The 20,523-nt window shown below is 66.7% G+C and carries 21 protein-coding genes; 8 read left to right on the top strand and 13 right to left on the bottom strand.

Annotated elements, in window-relative coordinates; translation table 11 throughout:
* Positions 1–3: 3 nt before the first annotated feature.
* The 8 genes from ACZYZ7_RS11525 to ACZYZ7_RS11490 all read right to left on the bottom strand — a co-directional run bounded on the left by ACZYZ7_RS11525 (position 4) and on the right by ACZYZ7_RS11490 (position 9,167).
* A complete protein-coding gene (locus ACZYZ7_RS11525) occupies positions 4–804 on the bottom strand; it encodes an alpha/beta fold hydrolase (protein ID WP_135458305.1) in 801 nt (266 codons plus the stop codon).
* 62 nt (positions 805–866) lie between these two features.
* Positions 867–1,592, bottom strand: coding sequence for a DJ-1/PfpI family protein (locus ACZYZ7_RS11520; RefSeq protein WP_463740939.1), 726 nt, complete (start codon positions 1,590–1,592; stop codon positions 867–869).
* A gap of 12 nt (positions 1,593–1,604) precedes the next feature.
* Positions 1,605–2,600 carry a GlxA family transcriptional regulator gene (locus ACZYZ7_RS11515; RefSeq protein ID WP_463740938.1) on the bottom strand — a complete coding sequence of 332 codons (996 nt, stop codon included), beginning with the start codon at positions 2,598–2,600 and terminating at the stop codon, positions 1,605–1,607.
* Positions 2,601–2,728: 128 nt separating this feature from the next.
* Positions 2,729–3,865, bottom strand: coding sequence for an LLM class flavin-dependent oxidoreductase (locus ACZYZ7_RS11510; protein WP_463740937.1), 1,137 nt, complete (start codon positions 3,863–3,865; stop codon positions 2,729–2,731).
* Positions 3,866–3,910: 45 nt separating this feature from the next.
* Positions 3,911–4,882 carry an o-succinylbenzoate synthase gene (locus tag ACZYZ7_RS11505; protein WP_463740936.1) on the bottom strand — a complete coding sequence of 324 codons (972 nt, stop codon included), beginning with the start codon at positions 4,880–4,882 and terminating at the stop codon, positions 3,911–3,913.
* Between the two features lie 23 nt (positions 4,883–4,905).
* Positions 4,906–5,868: an esterase family protein gene (locus tag ACZYZ7_RS11500; RefSeq protein WP_450073069.1), complete on the bottom strand. Its 963-nt coding sequence runs from the start codon at positions 5,866–5,868 to the stop codon at positions 4,906–4,908.
* An 87-nt stretch (positions 5,869–5,955) separates the two neighbouring features.
* A complete protein-coding gene (locus ACZYZ7_RS11495; RefSeq protein ID WP_135458319.1) occupies positions 5,956–7,521 on the bottom strand; it encodes a long-chain-fatty-acid--CoA ligase in 1,566 nt (521 codons plus the stop codon).
* Between the two features lie 29 nt (positions 7,522–7,550).
* Positions 7,551–9,167, bottom strand: coding sequence for an amidohydrolase (locus ACZYZ7_RS11490; protein ID WP_463740935.1), 1,617 nt, complete (start codon positions 9,165–9,167; stop codon positions 7,551–7,553).
* A gap of 145 nt (positions 9,168–9,312) precedes the next feature.
* Between ACZYZ7_RS11490 and ACZYZ7_RS11485 the strand changes: the two genes are divergently transcribed.
* The 5 genes from ACZYZ7_RS11485 (at position 9,313) to ACZYZ7_RS11465 (ending at position 14,129) form a co-directional block, all read left to right on the top strand.
* Positions 9,313–9,771, top strand: coding sequence for a YciI family protein (locus ACZYZ7_RS11485; protein WP_135458323.1), 459 nt, complete (start codon positions 9,313–9,315; stop codon positions 9,769–9,771).
* 207 nt (positions 9,772–9,978) lie between these two features.
* On the top strand, positions 9,979–11,589 hold the full coding sequence (gene fadD8 / locus ACZYZ7_RS11480; protein WP_135458325.1) for a fatty-acid--CoA ligase FadD8: 1,611 nt from the start codon (positions 9,979–9,981) through the stop codon (positions 11,587–11,589).
* A 109-nt stretch (positions 11,590–11,698) separates the two neighbouring features.
* Entirely contained in the window at positions 11,699–12,964 is a 1,266-nt protein-coding gene (locus ACZYZ7_RS11475; RefSeq protein WP_463740934.1) for an RNA polymerase sigma factor, read from the top strand.
* A gap of 22 nt (positions 12,965–12,986) precedes the next feature.
* Positions 12,987–13,676, top strand: coding sequence for an HAD family hydrolase (locus ACZYZ7_RS11470; RefSeq protein ID WP_463740933.1), 690 nt, complete (start codon positions 12,987–12,989; stop codon positions 13,674–13,676).
* Between the two features lie 9 nt (positions 13,677–13,685).
* On the top strand, positions 13,686–14,129 hold the full coding sequence (locus tag ACZYZ7_RS11465; protein WP_463740932.1) for a nitroreductase/quinone reductase family protein: 444 nt from the start codon (positions 13,686–13,688) through the stop codon (positions 14,127–14,129).
* Positions 14,130–14,136: 7 nt separating this feature from the next.
* On the opposite strand, the gene ACZYZ7_RS11460 is transcribed toward ACZYZ7_RS11465, so the two are convergent.
* On the bottom strand, positions 14,137–14,415 hold the full coding sequence (locus ACZYZ7_RS11460; protein ID WP_135458332.1) for a hypothetical protein: 279 nt from the start codon (positions 14,413–14,415) through the stop codon (positions 14,137–14,139).
* Positions 14,416–14,525: 110 nt separating this feature from the next.
* On the opposite strand from ACZYZ7_RS11460, the gene ACZYZ7_RS11455 reads away from it, so the two are divergent.
* A complete protein-coding gene (locus ACZYZ7_RS11455) occupies positions 14,526–15,443 on the top strand; it encodes a 1,4-dihydroxy-2-naphthoyl-CoA synthase (protein WP_135458334.1) in 918 nt (305 codons plus the stop codon).
* A 69-nt stretch (positions 15,444–15,512) separates the two neighbouring features.
* On the opposite strand, the gene ACZYZ7_RS11450 is transcribed toward ACZYZ7_RS11455, so the two are convergent.
* Complete coding sequence (locus ACZYZ7_RS11450; protein ID WP_450071932.1) at positions 15,513–16,007, bottom strand: pyridoxamine 5'-phosphate oxidase family protein; 495 nt, start codon at positions 16,005–16,007, stop codon at positions 15,513–15,515.
* A gap of 92 nt (positions 16,008–16,099) precedes the next feature.
* Here ACZYZ7_RS11450 and ACZYZ7_RS11445 point away from each other — a divergent pair, with 92 nt between their 5' ends.
* Positions 16,100–16,969, top strand: coding sequence for an SDR family oxidoreductase (locus ACZYZ7_RS11445; protein WP_463740931.1), 870 nt, complete (start codon positions 16,100–16,102; stop codon positions 16,967–16,969).
* Here ACZYZ7_RS11445 and ACZYZ7_RS11440 read toward each other — a convergent pair whose 3' ends face one another.
* Both ACZYZ7_RS11440 and ACZYZ7_RS11435 read right to left on the bottom strand, forming a co-directional pair.
* The gene (locus ACZYZ7_RS11440; protein WP_463741066.1) at positions 16,970–17,362 is read right to left on the bottom strand and encodes an SDR family NAD(P)-dependent oxidoreductase; all 393 of its coding nucleotides are present in this window, start codon (positions 17,360–17,362) and stop codon (positions 16,970–16,972) included.
* A 256-nt stretch (positions 17,363–17,618) separates the two neighbouring features.
* On the bottom strand, positions 17,619–17,843 hold the full coding sequence (locus tag ACZYZ7_RS11435) for a hypothetical protein (RefSeq protein ID WP_463740930.1): 225 nt from the start codon (positions 17,841–17,843) through the stop codon (positions 17,619–17,621).
* Positions 17,844–18,484: 641 nt separating this feature from the next.
* Here ACZYZ7_RS11435 and ACZYZ7_RS11430 point away from each other — a divergent pair.
* Positions 18,485–19,051 carry a TetR/AcrR family transcriptional regulator gene (locus ACZYZ7_RS11430; RefSeq protein WP_234927422.1) on the top strand — a complete coding sequence of 189 codons (567 nt, stop codon included), beginning with the start codon at positions 18,485–18,487 and terminating at the stop codon, positions 19,049–19,051.
* Between the two features lie 6 nt (positions 19,052–19,057).
* Here the strand turns inward: ACZYZ7_RS11430 and ACZYZ7_RS11425 are convergent, their stop codons facing one another.
* The gene (locus tag ACZYZ7_RS11425) at positions 19,058–20,413 is read right to left on the bottom strand and encodes a serine hydrolase domain-containing protein (RefSeq protein WP_463740929.1); all 1,356 of its coding nucleotides are present in this window, start codon (positions 20,411–20,413) and stop codon (positions 19,058–19,060) included.
* Between the last annotated feature and the right edge of the window lie 110 nt (positions 20,414–20,523).

Below are 20,523 nucleotides of genomic sequence, written 5' to 3'. Positions count from 1 at the left end.
TCGTCAGTACCGGCCGGTCTGCCCGGTCTGCCCGGCCAGGAACTCGAGCAGCGCGGCGTTGACGGCGTCGGGCCTCTCGATGAAGCCGAGATGGCCGGTGTCGGGGATCTCCAGGTAACGGGCTGTGGGAATCGCGTCGGCCACCTCACGGCTCAGGTGCGGCGGCAGCACCACGTCGTCGGCGAACCCGATGACCAGCACCGGCGCAGTGATGGCCTGGTACGCCGGCAGCCGGTTACCCACCGGAGCGGCGTCGGACTGGGCCACCAGCCCCGGTGTCTGCTTGGTGGGCCACATGGTGAACATCTCACTCCAGTCGCGCACCAGCACGTCGTCGTTGAGCGTCTTGGGCGAGAAACTCTCCATCATCCGGAGCTTGGCGTCGAACGTCGGCGGCAGCTGAACGCCCGAGGCCGCCAGGTCGCGTTCGGCGGTACGGAAGAACTCGCGGGCCCGGTCGTGCCGGCCGCGGGTGGCCATCAACACCGCCGATCGCACCAGCTCGGGACGGGCCAACATCAGTTCCTGAGCGATGAACGAGCCCATCGACACGCCCACGATGTGCGCCGGAGCAGCACCCAGCTTCTCGATCAGCTCGGCGGTGTCGGCCACCATCTGCTCGGTGCCGAACCCCTGGGCGTTCTCCGTCGCGCCGACCCCGCGGTTGTCGAAGGTGATGACGCGGTAGCCGGCCCGCTGCAGCGCGGGGACCTGATGCAGATGCCAGGTGCGGCCGGCTCCCCCGCGTCCGGCGATGAACAGCACCGGGTCGCCCTTGCCTCGCTCGTCATAAGCCAAGTTCATCCGGCCGACGCTACTTGATGGCAGTCAGTGCAACAGCTCACGCGCTGTAGCCGTCTCAGCGCTCACGCGCTGCGGCGCCCCCGCACCCTGCGGATCGCCTGATCCCAGGCCAGCAACACCCCGGCCTTGAGCGGTTCGGGCTTGATCATGTCCTTGCCCAGCAGTGCGGTGGCGCCGGCCTTGGTGGCCGCGCTCGCCTTCGACATGTGCCCGGAGTCGAACGGCGGCTGCGGGTCGTACTCGATCATCAGCTGAATGGCCTTGGCCTTCGCCTCGCCGCCGATCTGACCGGCCAACCACATGGCCAGGTCGATCCCCGCCGAGACACCCGCCGCCGTGATCACCTTCCCGTCGGGGTCGGCACGCACGATGCGCTGATCCCCCACCGGGGTGGCGCCCATCAGCTTCAGCGCGCTCAACACCGACCAGTGCGAGGTGGCACGCTTCCCATCCAGCAGGCCCGCCGCGGCCAGCACCACCGAACCCGAGCACACCGAGGCCATCCAGGTGGTCCCCGGATACACCTGCCGCACCCAGTCGAGCACCTTTTCGTCGCGGGCCACCATGGTGGTGCCCGGCCCGCCGGGCACCAGCACCACATCGGGCGAAGGGGTTTCGTCGAAACTGTGGGTGGCGCCCACCATCAGCACCCCGGAGTCGGCGGTGACGGGGCCCGGCTCGTGCCAGACGAACCGCACTTCCGTGTCGGGCAGATTGCGCAGCACCTCATAGGGCCCGATGAAATCGAGCGCGGTGAAGCTGGGGTACAACACGATTGCGATCTGCATGGTTTGTTCCTTTCAGGCGGTTAAATCTCCGCTCCTCGCGTGCGCGGAAGTCTTGCGGTACTGGTCAGGCGAAATGCCAAGGCGCCGAACGAAATTGCGCCGCATGGTCTCGGCGGTGCCGAACCCGCAGCGGGCGGCGATGACGGTGACGGTGTCATCGGATTCCTCGAGCTGACGCCGCGCGGCATCGGTGCGGATACGTTCCACGTAGGCACCGGGCGCCTCACCGACCTCGTCGGTGAACACCCTGGTGAAATGCCGGGGGCTCATCGCCGCGCGCCGGGCCAGATCGGAAATGCTGTGCGCACCACCGGGTTCGACCTCGATGGATTCCTGCACCTCGCGGATCGGAGCACGCTTGGCCCGTGGCATCCACACCGGCGCAGCGAACTGAGTCTGCCCGCCGGGCCGACGAAGGTAGAGCACCAGGTACCTGGCGACAGTCTGGGCGATGTCGGTGCCGTAGTCGTCCTCGACCAGTGACAACGCCAGGTCGATGCCTGCGGTCACGCCGGCCGCCGTCCACACGCGCTCGGAGCTCCTCACGAAGATCGGATCGGGATTTACCGCCACCGAAGGGAATTCATCGGCCAATCGACGGGCCGAGGACCAGTGAGTGGTAGCGGTGCAGCCGTCGAGCAACCCGGCCTCAGCGGCCAGGAACGCTCCGGTGCACACACTGACGACGCGGCGAGCGTGGCGCGATGCGGTGCTGATCCAGTCGACCACTGCCGGGTCGGCTCGGGCGGCGTCGGTCCCGATACCGCCGGGGATGACGATGGTGTCGATCGGAGCGTGCGGGTCAGGCAATGGCGCGGCGACGAACTCCAACCCGGTGAGCGTGGTGACGGGCCGACCGTCCACGGCGGTCAGGGTGACGACGTAGCCGTCGTCGGATCGGCCCTGGCCGACCAGGGCCAGCGTGGCGGTGGCGAACACGTCGAACGGCCCGGCCAGGTCCAGGGCCTGCACCCCGGGGTAGCCCAGGATCACCACCGATCGCGTCACATCTCCAGTGTTCGTGACCTCGGCGATGGCGTCTATGCCCTGTACCCCACAAATCAGGACATGGGCTTGTCGGACCGCGTCGCGATGGTGTGACGAATGTGGTGCCAGGGCCCTACCACCCCGCAGCCCTACAGCTTCTTGAGCTTGCGCAACGCCTGGCTGAAAGGCAGTTGCGTCGCCATTCCCTTGCGCAAGCTACGTTGGGCCACACCGATATTCATCAGCACCATGTACCGCACACCGCAATCGCGCCACTCCGCGGCCCGATCGGCAATCTCGGCGGGAGTACCCGTAAGCAACACCTCGCGCAGCAACGGAATCGGCACCGCAGCCGTATGCGACAGCGCCGTCTGCTCATCCATGGCCTGCGGGAGGAGGTCCTGGGCACCCGAGAACCCGGCACCCAGCGGATGCTGCGCTCCGTGCCGGACGAAATGCTCATCAGCGGCGCTCAGACCGGTCGACCGGATCAGCTCGCACTCGAGCGCCTCCTCAACGGCGTCCCGACTGCGGCCCGGGACAACGAAAAGCCCCACCGCCGGAACGATCGCCATCGGATCACGGCCGGCGTCGGACGCCGCTTCGCGGACCCGGTCGAGACGCTCTTTGTAGTCGACGGGCCGATGGGGAAACATCGGGAAGTACGCATCGGCGTAGCGGCCCGTGGCACGCAACATGCGGGGACCATGTGCGCCGATCCAGATCTCCGGCCATTTTCCGCGGTAGGGAGGAAGATCGAAAAGGGCGTTGCGTAGCGGGAAGTACGACGAATCACGATTGACCAGTTCGCCTTTGGAGTACCACAGGGCGCGGATCGTGGCCATCGCCTCCTCGAACCGGGCCACCGGCTTCGACCAGTCCACCCCGTACGGCTCGTTGCCCTCGCGCTCCCCGGTGCCGATGCCGAGGATGGCGCGACCCTTTGTCAGCAACTGCAGCGTGGCAGCCGCCTGCGCGGTGACGGCCGGGTTACGCCGTCCGGTGTCGGTCACTCCCACACCCAGGCGGAGCCGCCCGATCCGGTTACGTGCGGCGATGTGGCCCAACATGGTCCACGGCTCGAGGAAGGCGTCGCCCGTCGGCAGAATCTTTGCGCCACCCATGTACTTCGGCTGCCACAGCGCCCTCGGAACCATGGCGTTGAGGTGGTCGGGTACCCAGAAAGAGTCGACGCCGCTGGCGACGGCACTCAGGTAGTTGGCTCGCGTGAACGTATCCACAGCAGGCCGTGCCGCGGTGATCGGATCCATGATTCCGAGCTTCATCGCATCAGGATCAGCCCGCGGCGAGCAGGTCCCTAGAGTAAGGGCCTACTCCAATATCAGCGGGTAGCACTCCCGTACCCGATCGATCCACCACTGCCGTCGCTCCGGCACCGCAGCCAGCGCAGACAACCGCGCAGGGTCCGGCACCACCGCCCCGACGGGCAGGTAGCCGCCCACCGGCGCGGGCGCCTCCGCGACGTCCTCCACGAAAAGTCCGCCCGTGCCCAGCCCGCAGGCATGCCGCAACTCGGGCAGCGCCGCGGCGGCCAACAGTCCGCGGGCAATGCCCACCGCGGAATCCAGTGCGCTGGACACCACGATCGGGATATCGATCTGCGCGGCGATGTCGAGCATCCGCGCCACCCCACCCAGCGGCGCCACCTTGAGCACCGCGACGTCGGCGGCGCGGGCCCGCACCACCCGCAGCGGGTCAGACGCCTTGCGGATCGACTCGTCAGCGGCGATCGGCACCGCCACCTGCCGGCGCAGAGCGGCCAACTCGTCGACCGTCGCGCACGGCTGTTCCAGATACTCCAGCGGTCCGTCGGCGGTCAGCGCCGTCGCGGCAGCCACCGCCTCCCGCAGCGTCCAGCCTGCATTCGCATCCACCCGCACCACCGGAACGTGTGCGCGCACGGCGTTGACCCGCGCGACGTCGTCGGCCAGCGTCTGACCCGGCTCGGCCACCTTGACCTTGGCCGTGCGCGCTCCGGGAAACCGCGCCAGAACCTCGGGCACCTGACCGGCCGGCACCGCAGGCACGGTGGCGTTGATCGGGACACGGTCGCGGTACACCGCCGGCGCCGGACCGTACGCGGCCTCGATCCCGGCCGCCAGCCAGGCCGCCGCCTCCGGCGCCTCGTATTCGGGGAACGCGCCGAACTCACCCCAGCCGGCCGGGCCGTCGATCAGCGCCACCTCACGAACCGTGATGCCGCGGAAGCGAACCCGCATCGGCAGGGCAACGACGTGAAGACGCTCCAGGAGCTCGTCCAGTGCCGGCGTCGCGTCAATCACGCCGTCAATGATGCCCAAACCGGTCAGCCGGCGCCCAATGTCCGCTGGATGTCGGGCTTCATCTGGTTCAATTGCGCACCCCAGTAGCCCCACGTGTGGGTGCCGGTGGGCGGGAAGTTGAACACCGCGTTGTGCCCGCCCGCCGCGACGTACTGATCGCGGAAGTTGAAGTTGCTCTGCAGCGCAGTGTTTTCCAGGAAGGTCGAGGCGACGTCGTTACCGCCCAACTCTCCCGGCGTCCCCGAGCCGCAGTAGACCCAGATGCGAGTGTTGTTCGCCACCAGTCGCCCCACCTGCAGCGTCGGATCGTTGCGCGCCCACGCCGGATCACCCGGCGGGCCCCACATGGCCGTGGGCGAGAAACCACCGGAATCGCCCATCGCCAGCCCGATCAACCCGGGCCACGGGCCGGCCGACGGATTCAGGAACGCCGACAACGACCCCGCATAGCGGAACTGCTGTGGGTAGTACGCGGCGAGAATCAGCGCCGAGCTGCCCGACATCGACAGCCCGACCACAGCGTTGCCCGACGAGGACACATGCTTGTTCGCCGCCAGCCACTGCGGCAACTCACTGGTCAGGAACGTCTCCCACTTGTACGTCCATACCCCGCCGTTGCCCGCGGCGGGCTGGTACCAGTCGGTGTAGAAGCTCGACATACCGCCGACCGGCATGACCACCGACAGCCCGGATTGGTAGAACCACTCGAATGCCGGAGTCTCGATGTCCCACCCGCTGAAGTCGTCGCGGGCCCGCAAGCCGTCCAACAGATAGACCGCGTGAGACCCGCCGCCCTGGAACTGGACCTTGACATCGCGGCCCATCGCCCCTGACGGCACTGTCAGCATCTCGACCGGTAAACCCGCTCTTGACCAGGCATTTGCCGTCGGCGGCGGCCCGAGTAGTCCGCCGGTCACCACCATGGCCAGGGCAGTCAGAAACCCGAACCCGCGAGCGAAACGCTTCAATCTATGCGCATGTGCCATGTCCGCACCCCACATCTCCACGCACACGTATGGAGCCGAAGCTACTCCGCCCGGAACGGGAAATACAGAGAAATCGGGCGCCAATTCCTACACGGTGGCGCGGTCGCGGCCCTCCCAGTACGGCTTGCGTAGGTCTTTCTTGAGGATCTTGCCGGTGGGATTTCGGGGCAATTCGTCGACGATATCCACTGATTTGGGACACTTGTAGGCCGCAAGATGTTCCCGGGCGAACGCGATCAGATCCCGTTCGGTGACGTCCCCGTCCAGTGTCACAACGGCTTTCACCGACTCACCCCATTTTTCGTCGGGCACGCCGATCACCGCGACCTCGGTGACCGCGGGATGTTCGGCCAGCACCCGCTCGACCTCGATCGAGTAGATGTTCTCCCCACCGGAGATGATCATGTCTTTGAGCCGGTCCTCGACGAAGATGTACCCACCGTCGTCCACGCGGCCGATATCGCCCGTGCGGAACCAGCCCTCGGGCGTGATCGACTCCGCCGTGGCGTCCGGCCGGTTGAGATAACCCTTCATCAATTGCGGTGAACGGAACCACAATTCACCCTGTTCGCCGACGGGCACATCGGCACCGGTGTCGGGGTCCACCACCCTGACCTCGCTGCCGGGGACGACGGTGCCCGCACTCATGAGCCGCGCTTCGGTCGCGCCGCGATGATCGTCCGGACCCAATCGGCTGATCGCACCGGACACCTCGGTCAATCCGTAGACCTGGATGAACTCCGTCTCGGGCCACGCCTGCAACGCAGAACGCAACAGCGGCAACGGCATTGGCGACGCACCGTAGGCAAAGGTCTTCAGCGCACCGAACAGCTTCACGGCGTCCTCACCGGTATCGAACACCTTGGACAGCACCGCAGGCACGAGGAAGGTCCGGTTCGCCCCGGCCAGAATTCCGCCGGCCAACGCCATGCCGTCAACATCACGCGTCATGTAACTCGGCGCCCCGTGGTGCAGCCCCCACTGCATGTACGACGACCCGCCGACATGGAACAGCGGCATGGCCACCAGGCTCTTGTCCCCGTCGCCGAGCGTCCAGCCCTCGAACGCATTGAGGGTGTGGGCGATGACATTGGTATGGGTGAGCGCAATGCCCTTGGGCCGGCCGGTGGTACCCGAGGAATACATGACGATCGCCACGTCGTCGGACTGCACGTCCGGTGCATGACCGACCGGCGACGCGCCGGCGAGCAGCGCCTCGTACTCGTCCCCGTCACCGCCCTCGGGGGTCACCGTCACGATGTGCTCGACGGACGTGAGGCGGTCGGCGATCGCGTCGATGCCCGCCCGGAGCTCCTCACCGACCACCAGTACCTTCGCCCGGCAGTCGTTGAGCACATAATCCAACTCGTCGGCGGCGAGCCGAAAGTTGATGATGGCGTTGGCCGCACCGAGTGACGCGGCCGCCAGCGTCATCTCGACACATGCCGGGTGGTTCTTGTCGAGGAACGCGACCACGTCGCCACGACCGACGCCCCACGCACTCAAAGCACCGGCCAACCGCTGGACCCGGTCGTACCACTGCGACCAGGTCCACGTGCGGCCCAGATACGTGACCGCCTCCTCGTCAGGTTTGGTCACTGCCCAGTGGGCGACACGTTCGTCGAGAAACTTCGGAGCCGGCAAATCTGACATGCCCCGAGCGTGCCACGGCACGCCAGCCGTCAGCCAGCTTTCGGATAAACCTGCCGCCCGGCCAGGAACGTGGCCTGTACCTCCAGGTCCGCGATGCTCTCCGGAGCGGTTTCACGGGGGTCCGCGGACACGATCACCAGGTCGGCGTACTTACCCACCTCGAGCGAACCGATCACGTTGTCGGCGAACAACTGCCACGCCGCATCGATCGTCTGCGCCCGGATCCCTTGCTCAACGGTCAGCCGCTCTTCTGGCGCCAGGACGCGGCCGCTCGGAGCGGTCCGCGTGACGGCCACGCTGATGTTGCGCAGCGGCTCCTCCGGGGTGACCGGCGGATCGTTGTGCAGGGAGATCCGCATGCCCGTGGCCACCGCGGAGCCGGCGGGCATCCACCGTCCGCCGTGTTCGGGCCCGAACAGCCCGTCGACGAGCACGTCGCCCCAGTAGTGCAGGTGGTCGACGAACAGGCTGCAGGTGACGCCGAGGGCGTGGGCACGCTGCAACTGCTCGGGTGTGATGGCACCGACGTGTTCCAGCCGCAGCCGGTGATCGTCACGGGGATGCGCCCGCAGAACTTCTTCGTAGACGTCGAGGATGGTGTCCACCCCGGCGTCGCCGTGCACGTGGCAGGCCAACTGCCAGCCCTGCGGAAAGAACGTGCCGACGATCTCGGCGAGTTGCTCTTTCGTGTAGTTGGCGTGCCCGCAGGAGCCGGGCACCACCCCGATGGTCCGGGTGGCCTCGGTATCCAGGTACGGGAACGTCAGGTCGATGTTGCCGACCCATGGCGACCCGTCGACCCAGATCTTGATGCCGACCTGGCGCACGATGTCGTCCCCCTCGGACGGGGTGGCATCGGTGTGCAGGGCGGCGGTGGACATCTCGTAGGTACGCAACCGCACCGTCAACTGGTCGTGCAGCTGTGCGAGCATCGGCCGGAACATCGGGTCGAACGCCATCTCCGAGCAGGTCGTCAGCCCGGCGCGGTTCAGACGGGCGCATTCGGCGGCCAACATCGCCGGGTAGTCGCTCACCGAGATGGCGTCGCCCAGCAGTGGGAACACCGCTCCGGTCTCCTCGGCCGTACCGTCGAGGTTGCCGTCGGCATCGCGCCCGTACTTGGCGCCCTTGGGGTCCGGGGTGTTCTTCGTCAGTCCGGCGCGGCGCGCCGCCGCAGAGTTGAAGTACGCCTTGTGGCCCGAGTTGTGCACGATCACCAGCGGGGTATCCGGGGCCGTGGTGTCCAGCCAGGCCAGGGTGGGCTCCGGCAATCCGTGCTGCAGCAACGGATCCCAGCCGTTCAAGAAGGCACCGTCGGCCCCGCGTCTGGCCACCTCCGCGCCGATCGCGTCGAGCACCGCCTCGGCGTTCTCCAACGTGACCGGACGGATGTCGACGATGCGGCCTGACAACGCCACCGCCTCCATCAACGGATGACCGTGCGCCTCAACGAAACCCGGCATGACGCAGCCGTCGGCCTCGCGGACGTCGGTCGCGGGGCCGACCCAGGCAGCCACCTCCGACCGGGACCCGACCGCGACGATGCGGCCGCCGGACACCGCGATCGCCTCGGCAGTGGGTCGCGCGGAGTCGACGGTGAGGATGGTTCCGTAGAGGACGAGATCGGCAGACGCGGGAGTGGTCATGCCCGCGATGCTAAGGGCGGCGAGGTTTGCTCGAAAGAAATTCCGGCTGCCGTGTCGATTTCCGCGGGGTGCCGTTCGACGTACTAACGAGGGCCACTCAAGAACAATGGACGGGCCCCTTCCCGACACCAGAAGGAGACAGACAATGTCGCGCTACATGCTGATCATGCGGTCCACCCCCGAAGCCGAGACGGCGATGGCCGAGCAGAACATCGACTTCAACGAGATCATCGCGTCGATGGGCCGCTACAACGAGGAGCTCATCAAGGCCGGCGTACTGCTGGCCGGCGAGGGATTGACCGACCCCGACGAAGGCTTCGTCGTCGATTTCAATGCCGATCCCCCGGTGGTCACCGACGGGCCGTACACCGAGGCCAAGGAGCTGTTCAACGGGTTCTGGATGCTCGATGTGTCCTCCAAAGAGGAGGCCAAGCAGTGGGCGCGGAAGTGCCCGCTGGGCTGCGGCGTGAAGCTGGAGGTCCGCCGGGTCAGCGAAACCGATGAGTTTCCGCAGGACAACGAGTGGGTTCAGAAAGAGATCCAGTGGAAGGCCGAACTGGCAGAGAAGCTCGCCCAGCAGGCCCGTGAGGCCGCCAACCGCTGACCTGGGCACAGACCCCGGCGGTCCCTAACCCGCCGGGGCCTGGCTCCCACCCCCACAATCAGTCACATTAGGCAGCGTCAACAGGGTCGACACGAGTAGCGCGCTACCTGTATTTCGACCCGTATATCGCTCCGCGGCGACCTCGTGTTACACCGACATCGGGGGATCGGCTCCACGGTTTCTGGAACACGTTCTAATCTGGACCCCATGAGTGATGCGCTGCTGCACCATCCCATCCATTCCGGCCACCTCACGGTCGGCGCGCTCAAGCGCAACAAGGACAAGCCTGTGCTGTTCCTCGGCGACACCACCCTGACCGGTGGCGAGCTCGCGGAACGCATCAGCCAGTACATTCAGGCCTTCGAAGCGCTCGGCGCGGGCACCGGTGAAGGCGTCGGCCTGCTGTCGCTGAACCGCCCAGAGGTGCTGATGATCATCGGCGCCGGCCAGACCCAGGGGTACCGTCGCACCGCACTACACCCTCTCGGTTCGCTGGACGATCACGCCTACGTGCTGTCCGACGCCGAGGTGACGACGCTCATCATCGACCCCACGCCGGCGTTCGTGGAGCGGGCCCTGGGGTTGCTGGAGAAGGTGCCGTCGCTGCGGCAGGTGCTGACGATCGGACCGGTGCCCGAGGCCCTGGCCGCCTCCAGCGCATCGGTCTCCGACCTCACGGCCGAGGCCGCCAAGTACTCCCCGGCGCCCCTGGTGGCCGCCGAACTCGCTCCCGAGCACGTCGGCGGCCTGACCTACACCGGCGGCACCACCGGTAAGCCCAAGGGCGTGATGGGCACGGTGCGCTCGATCTCCACTATGACGACCATTCAGCTCGCTGAGTGGGAGTGGCCCGAGAACCCGCGCTTCCTGATGTGCACCCCGCTGTCGCATGCCGGCGCGGCCTTCTTCACACCGACCATCGTCAAGGGCGGCGAACTGGTGGTGCTGACCAAGTTCGACCCGGCCGAGGTGCTGCGGGTGATCGAGGAACAGCGCATCACCGCGACCATGCTGGTGCCGTCGATGATCTACGCGCTGATGGACCACCCGGACTCGCACACCCGTGACCTGTCCTCGCTGGAGACCGTGTACTACGGCGCCTCGGCGATGAACCCGGTGCGGCTGGCCGAGGCGCTCAAGCGCTTCGGGCCGATCTTCGCGCAGTACTACGGCCAGTCCGAGGCCCCGATGGTGATCTCGTACCTGGGCAAGAAGGATCACGACGAGAAGCGGCTGACCTCCTGTGGCAGGCCCACGCTGTTCGCCCGGACCGCGCTACTGGACGCTTCCGGCCAGCCCGTGCCGCAGGGCGAGGTCGGCGAGATCTGTGTGTCCGGGCCACTGCTGGCCGGGGGCTACTGGAAGCTGCCCGAGGCCACCGCCGACACCTTCAAGGACGGCTGGCTGCACACCGGCGACATGGCCCGCGAGGACGAGGACGGCTACTGGTTCATCGTCGACCGGGTCAAGGACATGATCGTCACCGGCGGATTCAACGTGTTCCCGCGTGAAGTGGAAGACGTTGTGGCCGAACATCCCTCGGTGGCACAGGTGTGCGTGATCGGCACCCCCGACGAGAAGTGGGGCGAGGCCGTGACCGCGGTGATCGTGCTGCGGCCCGACGCCGCCTCCGACGACGAGGCGGTGGCCAAGGTGACCGCGGAGATCCAGTCGTCGGTCAAGGACCGCAAGGGCTCGGTGCAATCGCCCAAGCAGGTGATCGTCGTCGACTCCGTGCCGGTGACCGCACTCGGCAAGCCCGACAAGAAGGCCGTCCGGGCCCAGTTCTGGGAGGGCGCCGCCCGCGCGATCGGCTGAGTCTCCCTGCCGTTCCCTGCGCGAGCAGTCCCCCGCAAGCGGGAGGGGCCCCCAGCGTAGGTACCCCGGATTCACGCGATTTGGGGTACCCGCGCGTCTGCTCGGCAGAATGGGTGAGGTGCCCGACAACCCGGCAACCGCTGCTGACATGCGCGCCACCCTCGACGCGGTGTGGCGGATGGAAGCGGCCAAGATCCTGGCCACCCTGACCCGCACGGTCGGCGACGTCGCCCTGGCCGAGGATCTGGCATCCGAAGCCTTGCTCGACGCGCTCACGCAATGGCCCCAGACCGGTGTGCCACGCAATCCCGGCGCCTGGCTGACCACGGTGGCCAAACGCAAGGCCATCGATCACTGGCGGCGCGCGGAGAACCTCGACGCCAAGTACGCCGTGCTGGCCCGCGATCTGGCCGAACACGTCGAGGAAGCCTGGGACCCCGACCGCATCGACGACGACGTGCTGCGGCTGATCTTCATCGCCGCCCACCCGGTGTTGTCCCGCGAGGCCCAGATCGCGCTGACGCTACGCATGGTCGGCGGGCTGAGCACCGACGAGATCGCCCGGGCCTTCCTGACCTCGACCGCCACCGCGGCCGCCCGCATCACCCGGGCCAAAAAGGCTCTGGCCCAGGCCAACCCACCCTTCGAGGTACCGCCCCGCGACGAATACCCGCAGCGACTGTCGGCGGTGCTCTCGGTCATCTATCTGATCTACAACGAGGGCTACTCGGCGTCCGCCGGACAGCGGTGGATCCGCGACGAATTGTGCACCGAAGCACTGAGATTGGGGCGTGTGCTGGCGGCACTGGCGCCCGACGAACCCGAAGTCCACGGCCTCGTGGCGCTGATGGAGTTCCAGTCGTCCCGCTTTGCCGCCCGCACCGACGCCGAGGGCCGGCCCATCCTGCTGGAAGACCAGAACCGGGCCCGCTGGGACCGTGCGCAGATCCAACGCGGCGTCGCCGCCCTTCAGCGCTCCGGTGCCGCACGGCAGCAACGGGGTTGGGGCCCGTATGCGCTACAGGCCGCGCTCGCCGAATGCCACGCGGTGGCCCCGGCCGCAGCCGACACCGACTGGAACCGCATCGTCGCGCTCTACGACGCCCTGCTGCAGATCACGCCCTCCCCCGTCGTGCAGCTCAACCGCGCGGTGGCCGTCGCGATGCGCTCGGGCCCGCAGGAGGCGTGGGAGATCGTCGACGGTATCGAGGGTCTGGACGGCTCCTATCTACTGCCCAGCGTCCGCGGCGAACTGCTGTCCCGACTGGGCCGGAACCTCGACGCCGCCGAACAGTTCGACCGGGCCGCCGAATTGACTGACAACGAACGCGAACGACAGGTACTGGTGGACAAGGCAATCCGCGAACGCGGCTGATACCTGCCCGCCTCATGGCACGATGGCGGACATGGTGTCGGCCGTGTTGTTCGACTTCTCCGGGACCCTGTTCCGCCTCGAGGAACAGGACAGCTGGTTCGCCGGGATGGCCGTCGACGAACAAGAGGTCGACGGCCACGTCCAAACCGAATTGATGCGCCGGCTCACCGCCCCGACCGGGCGGTCCGTGGCGATGACCGACGAGCAATACCGGGCCTGGGCCAACCGCGACCTGGCGCCCCACCTGCACCGGGAGGCGTACCTGCATGTGCTGCGGGAATCCGGATTGGCGGACCACCACGCCGAATCGCTGTACAACCGGGTGATCGATCCGGCCAGCTGGACCGCCTATCCCGACACCGCGCGGGTGTTCAAAAACCTGAATGCACAGGGAATCCGGACGGCCGTCGTCTCCAACATCGCATTCGACGTACGTCCGGCGTTCACGGCGATCGGCACGGCCGAGCACGTCGACGAGTTCGTGCTGTCCTTCGAGGTCGGTGCGGTCAAGCCCGACCCGGCAATCTTCACCGCGGCGCTGGACCGCCTGGGTGTGGCTGCCCAAGACGCGCTGATGGTCGGTGACAGCGAGGAGGCCGACGGCGGTGCCCGCGCGGTGGGTTGCCAGTTCGCGCTGGTCGACCCGCTGCCCACCGCCGAGCGGCCCGACGGGCTGATCGCGGCCCTGCAGGGCGTCGGCATCCGCGCCTAGTGTGGAGCCATGGCTGACGACCGCATCCGGCCACCGTGGTGGCTGAAGTACGTCAACAAGATGATGATCGGGCTGAACAAGCTCGGCATCGGCACGGGGCCTGTGGTGCTGACGGTGCCGGGCCGCAAGTCCGGTAAACCACGGTCGACCCCGGTCACCCCGATGACCATCGACGGCCACCGCTACATCGTCGGCGGGCTGCCGCAAGGCGACTGGGCGGCCAACGCCCGCGCCGCCGGTGAGGCCACGGTGCACCACGGCCGCCGTGACCAGCGGGTGCGGCTGGTGGAGATCCCGGCCGAGCAGGCCCGGCCGCTGCTGCGTCAGTTCCCGATCCTGGTGCCGACCGGTGTGGGTTTCATGCGCAACGCCGGGCTGGTGACCGGGCCCAATCCCGACGAGTTCGAGGCCCTGGCCGGACGCTGCCCGGTGTTCCGGCTGGACCCGATCTAGCCCGCGCTCAGCTCAGGTGCGGGGCCTCCTTGATCTTGGAGTCCTGCTTGCCGACCGTCTGGCAGTAGGTCTGCACCGCCAACCGGGTTCCGGTGATCTCCAGCTGCGCTGCATCGGTGCCCTTTTCGTCCTTGAGCATCTTGGCCACCGCGTCGTTCTGCGTCTTCTCGTCCTGCCCGATGAAGTCCTTGCACTTGGTGTCACCACCGGTGATCGCGGGCGAGCATCCGACGAGCACCATGCCCGTAGCCAATCCCGCCAACAACACACTCACTGAGCGCTTCATCGTGGTCCCCTCTGATCTGGTGGTGCGCGGTACACATCATCGCGCCGGGTTTCGTACCCCGCGACGGTACCTGTGAAACCTCCCGTCGCCCTCGCTCTACAGTCGAGCACGTGAGTGCAGACAACCCGTTCGACCCGACGGTCTGGGAGCCGGTGCCCGGCTTCGACGATCTGACCGACATCACGTACCACCGCCACGTCGCCGACGGCGCCCGGCAGCCCACGGTCCGGATCGCGTTCGACCGGCCCGAGGTGCGCAACGCCTTCCGGCCGCACACCGTCGACGAGCTGTACCGCGTCCTCGACCACGCCCGGATGTCCCCCGACGTCGGGGTGGTGCTGCTGACCGGCAACGGCCCCTCGCAAAAGGACGGCGGCTGGGCCTTCTGCTCCGGCGGGGACCAGCGCATCCGGGGCCGGTCCGGTTACCAGTACGCGGCAGGAGACACCGCCGAGACGGTCGATCCGGCGCGGGCCGGGCGGCTGCACATCCTCGAGGTGCAGCGACTCATCCGGTTCATGCCGAAGGTGGTGATCTGCCTGGTCAACGGTTGGGCGGCCGGCGGCGGGCACAGCCTGCACGTCACCTGCGACCTGACCCTGGCCAGCCGCCAGCACGCCCGGTTCAAGCAGACCGACGCCGACGTCGGCAGCTTCGACGGCGGGTTCGGCAGCGCCTACCTGGCCCGCCAGACCGGGCAGAAGTTCGCCCGCGAGATCTTCTTCCTGGGCCGCGCCTACGACGCCGAGACCATGTACCAGATGGGCGCGGTGAACGAGGTTGTCGACCATGCCGAGCTCGAGTCCGTCGGCCTGCAGTGGGCCGCGGAGATCAACGGCAAGTCGCCCCAGGCAATCCGGATGCTCAAGTTCTCGTTCAACCTGATCGACGACGGCCTGGTGGGCCAGCAGGTGTTCGCCGGGGAGGCCACCCGCTTGGCCTACATGACCGACGAGGCCGTCGAGGGCCGCGACGCGTTCCTGGAGAAGCGCGATCCGGACTGGAGCGGTTTCCCGCGCTACTTCTAGTGATTTGTGGAGTTTCAGCCGCGCTGACCGCGGCTGAAACTCCACAAATCGCAGGGCTAGAACGCAGGGCTAGAAACGGAAAACCGTCTGGCCATGGGGTGACTTCGCGAACGCGAGCACCTTGGCCGGGCTGACCTGGTAGACGATCGCGGCCTCACCGTCCGGGTCGAAAACCTCGTCGTCGCAATCGAAATCCCAGTCGTCCCCGTACTTGCTCCGATAGGTGTCGGCCAGGGCGGTCAGCCGCTGCAGGCCGGTCACCCGTGCGGCGGTGCCCTCGACGACGATGTCGAGGCCCGCGTTCCACGTGTTGGTGCCGGTGGTGACGACGACGCCCGCGCCGGCCTGAAGGTTGCGGGCCTTCTGCTCGGTGGACCCGGTGCAGAACACGAACACACCGTCGGTCCACACCCCGACCAACGGTGTGACGTGCGGTCGCCCGTCACCGCGCACGGTCGTGAGCCAGTACAGCCCGGCGGCATCGAGGGCCGCCGCAGCGGACTCCCAACTCGTCGCTTCGGTCGCCTCGCTGAAGCGCTGGTCAAGCTTGCCGGTGATCGTCATAGCGGTACCGACTCCGCGGGGCCCCACAAGTCATCGCGGAAGCGGGGTATGCGGGATACCGGCCAGAAAGCTAGGCGACCTAAACTCAGCGCATGAGCAAGAGCCCGCTGCGCCGGCTGTCCGAACAGCTGTTGCTGACCAGCATGCGTCCGCCACTGACCGAACGGCTGCAGGCCCGCGACGACATCGACGTCGCCGGCAAGCGGATCCTGCTGACCGGCGCATCCTCGGGAATCGGTGAGGCCGCGGCCGAGAAGTTCGCCGCCAAGGGCGCCACCGTCATCGCGGTGGCCCGCCGTCAGGAACTGCTCGACGACCTGGTCGGGCGGATCACCGCCAAGGGCGGCGACGCCCGGGCCCACGCGGTGGACCTGTCCGACATGGACGCCATCGACGAACTGGTCGCCACCGTGGAACGCGATCTGGGCGGCGTCGACATCCTGATCAACAACGCGGGCCGGTCGATCCGGCGTCCGCTGGCCGAATCGTTGGACCGCTGGCACGACGTCGAGCGCACCATGACGCTCAATTACTACTCACCGCTGCGGCTCATCCGCGGCCTGGCTCCGGGCATGCGGGACCGCCGCGACGGGCACATCATCAACGTCGCCACCTGGGGCGTGATGAACGAATCCTCGCCGCTGTTCGCCGTGTACAACGCCTCCAAGGCCGCGCTGGCCGCGGTCAGCCGGGTCATCGAAACCGAATGGGCTTCCGTCGGCGTGCATTCCACGACGCTGTACTACCCGCTGGTGAAGACACCGATGATCGCGCCCACCCGGGCCTACGACGGGCTGCCCGGACTGTCGGCCGCCGAGGCCGCCGACTGGATGCTGACCGCGGCGCGCACCCGCCCGGTGCAGATCGCCCCGCGGATGGCCGTGACCGCCAAGGCGCTGAACACCGTCGCGCCCGGGCTGGTCGACGCCGTGATGAAACGGCAACGGGTCCAGCCGGTCTGATCACGGCTTGGTGATGCTCCGCGGCTGGAGCCCGAGCGAGCGCACATGCTCGGCGATGGCGCCGAGGTTCGTGGTCCACACATCGGTGTGCTCAAGCACATAACGCATCAGGTCGTCCACCGCACGCATCACCTGCAAGATCGGCAGCGCGATCGTGTGATCCCCGCCGAGAAGCACCACCTGCTTCTGCGACGTGGTCAGCAGACCGAGGATGGCACCTTTGGCCGCCGTGTAGTGGGCGTCGTGGTCGCCGCCACCGACCGCGAGTTCACTGGCCACCGCGACCACCGCACCCGAGCCGCGCGCGAGCATTTCGGGCAGGCAGGCGCGGGCAGCATGGAACAGATCGCCGACGTGCACCCGCAGCATGCGCTGCCACGCTCTGGTGCCGATCTAGCTCACCGGCACCATTTCGTAGTAGCCCGCCGAGGTGACCAGTCCGGCGATCGGTCCGAGTTCGGCGCGGATCCCGTTGACCGCGCCAGCCACCGCGGAACCGTCAGAAACACCCACTGCGACAGCATGATCCGAGCGGGTTTCACCGGACAGATCGACGTGGCCAGGTCGACGATATCGCGGTCGACGGGGATCTCGAGTTCTTAAGCTCAGCAGCCTAGGACACAGCCCCACCTCGTCAACATCTTGTCCCTCAACACCAACGATCTCTCCTGAAGCCGGAATAGAATTCCGCCACCTCGTATTCGGCGAAGAAGTCAGGCGTATAGGTGCGGATGATCGCCAAGCAGGCGTCGCGGTCGCGCGTGGCACACTGTCGGAAGATCACTTGGCGCTCCTGTTGTTTCCGCAACGCTGCTACAGCCTCCTTGTCAGCCTCGCCGCAGGTGGCGTGGCACGCGTTGAAGCTCGGAGCCACATTAGTCTGACCTACCGGCCGCACTGAGCGAGCGCGTACGGTCGTGCGAGCCGCACTCGTTTGAATGGTCCGATGGCGACGCCGCTGATCCCGTCGAGACGGATGAGTAGTCTTCGTGAAAGTCATCGGGGAGACTGCCGTGCCCAGCCCACAAGCCGAGGCGGGTGAGACCGCGATGAAGACAAACCGGTCCACGAAAGTTCGGAGAACCTCATCGCCGAAGCTCGGCGGATGCTCAAAACCCCGGTTCGGGAACAATGCAGCGCCTCGAGGCGGACGGTCTCGCAAATACCATCCCGGACCAATCCGGGGTCGGTCAGGTGCCTACTGACGGTGCGCCCTGAGATCGTGGTTCCAAACCTCGGACGATCGACAGTTGACTTCCAGCAGGACTGGACATGACAATAGCCGCCCTGTCTGCTCTCTTCACTTCTCGGGAAGTGAGCCACGTTTCGCGCGGGCCGCGCACAAGATCAGGCTGGCACCCGACGCAGAATTGTCGCGTGTGACCAGTCGGTGACCGATACGGAGCGAGATACGCGTAAGCGGTGTCCGTTGGCCACTCGGGTTGCCGCACAACGGCACACCGGCGTTGTAGTTAACGTACTTTAGTACATTAACTACAACGCACGGGAGGACGCGTGGCTACAGTGAAGAAGACAGTGTCTCGACGCGAGTCACCCGATCCTGAGAAGCGCCGCCGCCAGATTGTCCTGGCCGCAGCGGAATTGATCGTAGAGCAGGGATCGACGGAGTTCACCCACCGCCAGATCGCGGCCCGCGCACGGATCCCACTGGGTTCAACGACTCAGTATTTTGCGACCCTGGATGACATACGGTTGGCCGCCGTGCAGCATCTCGCGGACAAGATCGACGACGATATCGCCGAGTTCCAGAAGGCCGTTGAAAGTCATGGCCCGTCAGCGGTCGCCTTCGCCGACAAGTACCTTCCGCAATTGCACGATCGCCAGACTGTGCGCGCCGAAACTGCGTTGATCTGTGCCGCGGTAACCAACCAAGACTTGCGGGTACATGCGTTGCGGTGGTTCGAGGGCCTCGTCGAGGCCCTCGAACCACATATCGGCAGAGACCGCGCAACGGCGGTCGGGATCTTCGCCGACGGGGCCACTGTCCACGCGGCACTCAACGACACCCCCATCAATCGCGACCTGCTGATCGACACATTGACCGCCCTCATGCACCGCTGAAGCAGGTCATTGCCCGGCGGCGGCATCCATGAGCCGATGCAGCATCGCGACTCGCGGGTCACCTTCCATCGCCAGTTCGGTGTTGCACACCACCGTCGCGCCCACCCCACGCTTGGTATCCAGCATCACATACGAGGCCGTACCAAACTCGCTGCCAGCGTGCTGCCAGACGCCGTCATCGTCGCCTTCCACCCGATGCCACGCAAAGCCCTGGGAGATCATCGGCAGCGGAGCATCAGATGCGGCCAGGATCTCAGCCGAGACCTGTTCCGACAGCGCGGCAACAGCCCAGCGCTTCTCCAGGACCTCTGTACCGTCAATAGCGCCCTGCCCAAGCCACATTCGTGCCCAGCGGGCCAGATCGAGCGCGTTCGACCGCAGCCCGCCGTCGGCCTGCAGGCAACTGGTGTACGGGGCATACTCGACATGGCCAGTGAAATCGTCCGCAATGTCATGCGGAATGAGATTCCGAAAATCGGGCCACATCCCCCTCTTGACACCGTTCTCAAACCACGCATGCGGGTGTGCTCGGTCCCACTCGCCCAGGCGATCCCGATTGAAGTCCGAGCGATTCATCCCCGCAGGACGAAGAATCGAATCCCGACAATAGTCGGCGAAATACTGCCCCGTGACAGCCTGGACAATATGACCGGCCAGGTCGTACGCGATGTCGGAATACAGATGCGATTGCCCTGGAACAGATTTCGTGAAGTTATCACGGGAGTACGTCCAGCCCCGGGGAGCCGGGGTCAAGAAGTCATGAAGCCACCGCCCCATCTCCGCAGGATCAGCCACCGGCCCAACCCGATACGAATAACCGTAAGGCCCCGGCTCAACCGGGCTATCAATCGGCGTCAAGTGCGTGATGAGGTGCCGAACCGTGATCGGAACGTCGGGATGATAGGGAGTGCGAACGCTCGCAGGCCCATAAACATCGCTCTGCGCGAGAACGTCATTGACATCGGCATCCAAATCAAGCCGGCCCGCGGCGACCAACTGGAGCACCGCAGTCGCAGTGACAGTCTTGCTCACAGACCCGATATTCAACGTACTGACCGGTGTCATCGCCTGCCCGTCGCGAGCAACCCCCCACGCATCAGCAAAAACGGTCCCCTCCCGAGTTACTGCGGCAACGCTGCATCCGCGCACCTTCTGCGCATCGGTCAGGCGACAGAACTCACTTCTCATGGCTTCCGGAAGCGCTGGAACGTCACCGTCGGCGTGAGGTTCCGCCGCGCCACCAGGCTGCGAGCACGCGGCAACCGCCGCCACCGCGGCGCCGACCGCCGCACCGAGTATGACCTGTCGTCGAGTCGGCTGACCCACGTCGTTTCGTTCCCTTCTGGCCATGAGCTTCTGCACCCAGTCACACAGTCGATCCGGGCAGCGCATTCCCAATCCGAGTCGAATGTACATATGTACATTAAATGTCACAACCCAATACGTCCGACCAGCACAGCTCGGCTTTTGCC

This window comes from Mycobacterium sp. IDUB_17 (assembly GCF_055419465.1).
Note: the sequence above shows the minus strand (reverse complement) of the source record. Positions and strands in the feature narration are given on the sequence as shown.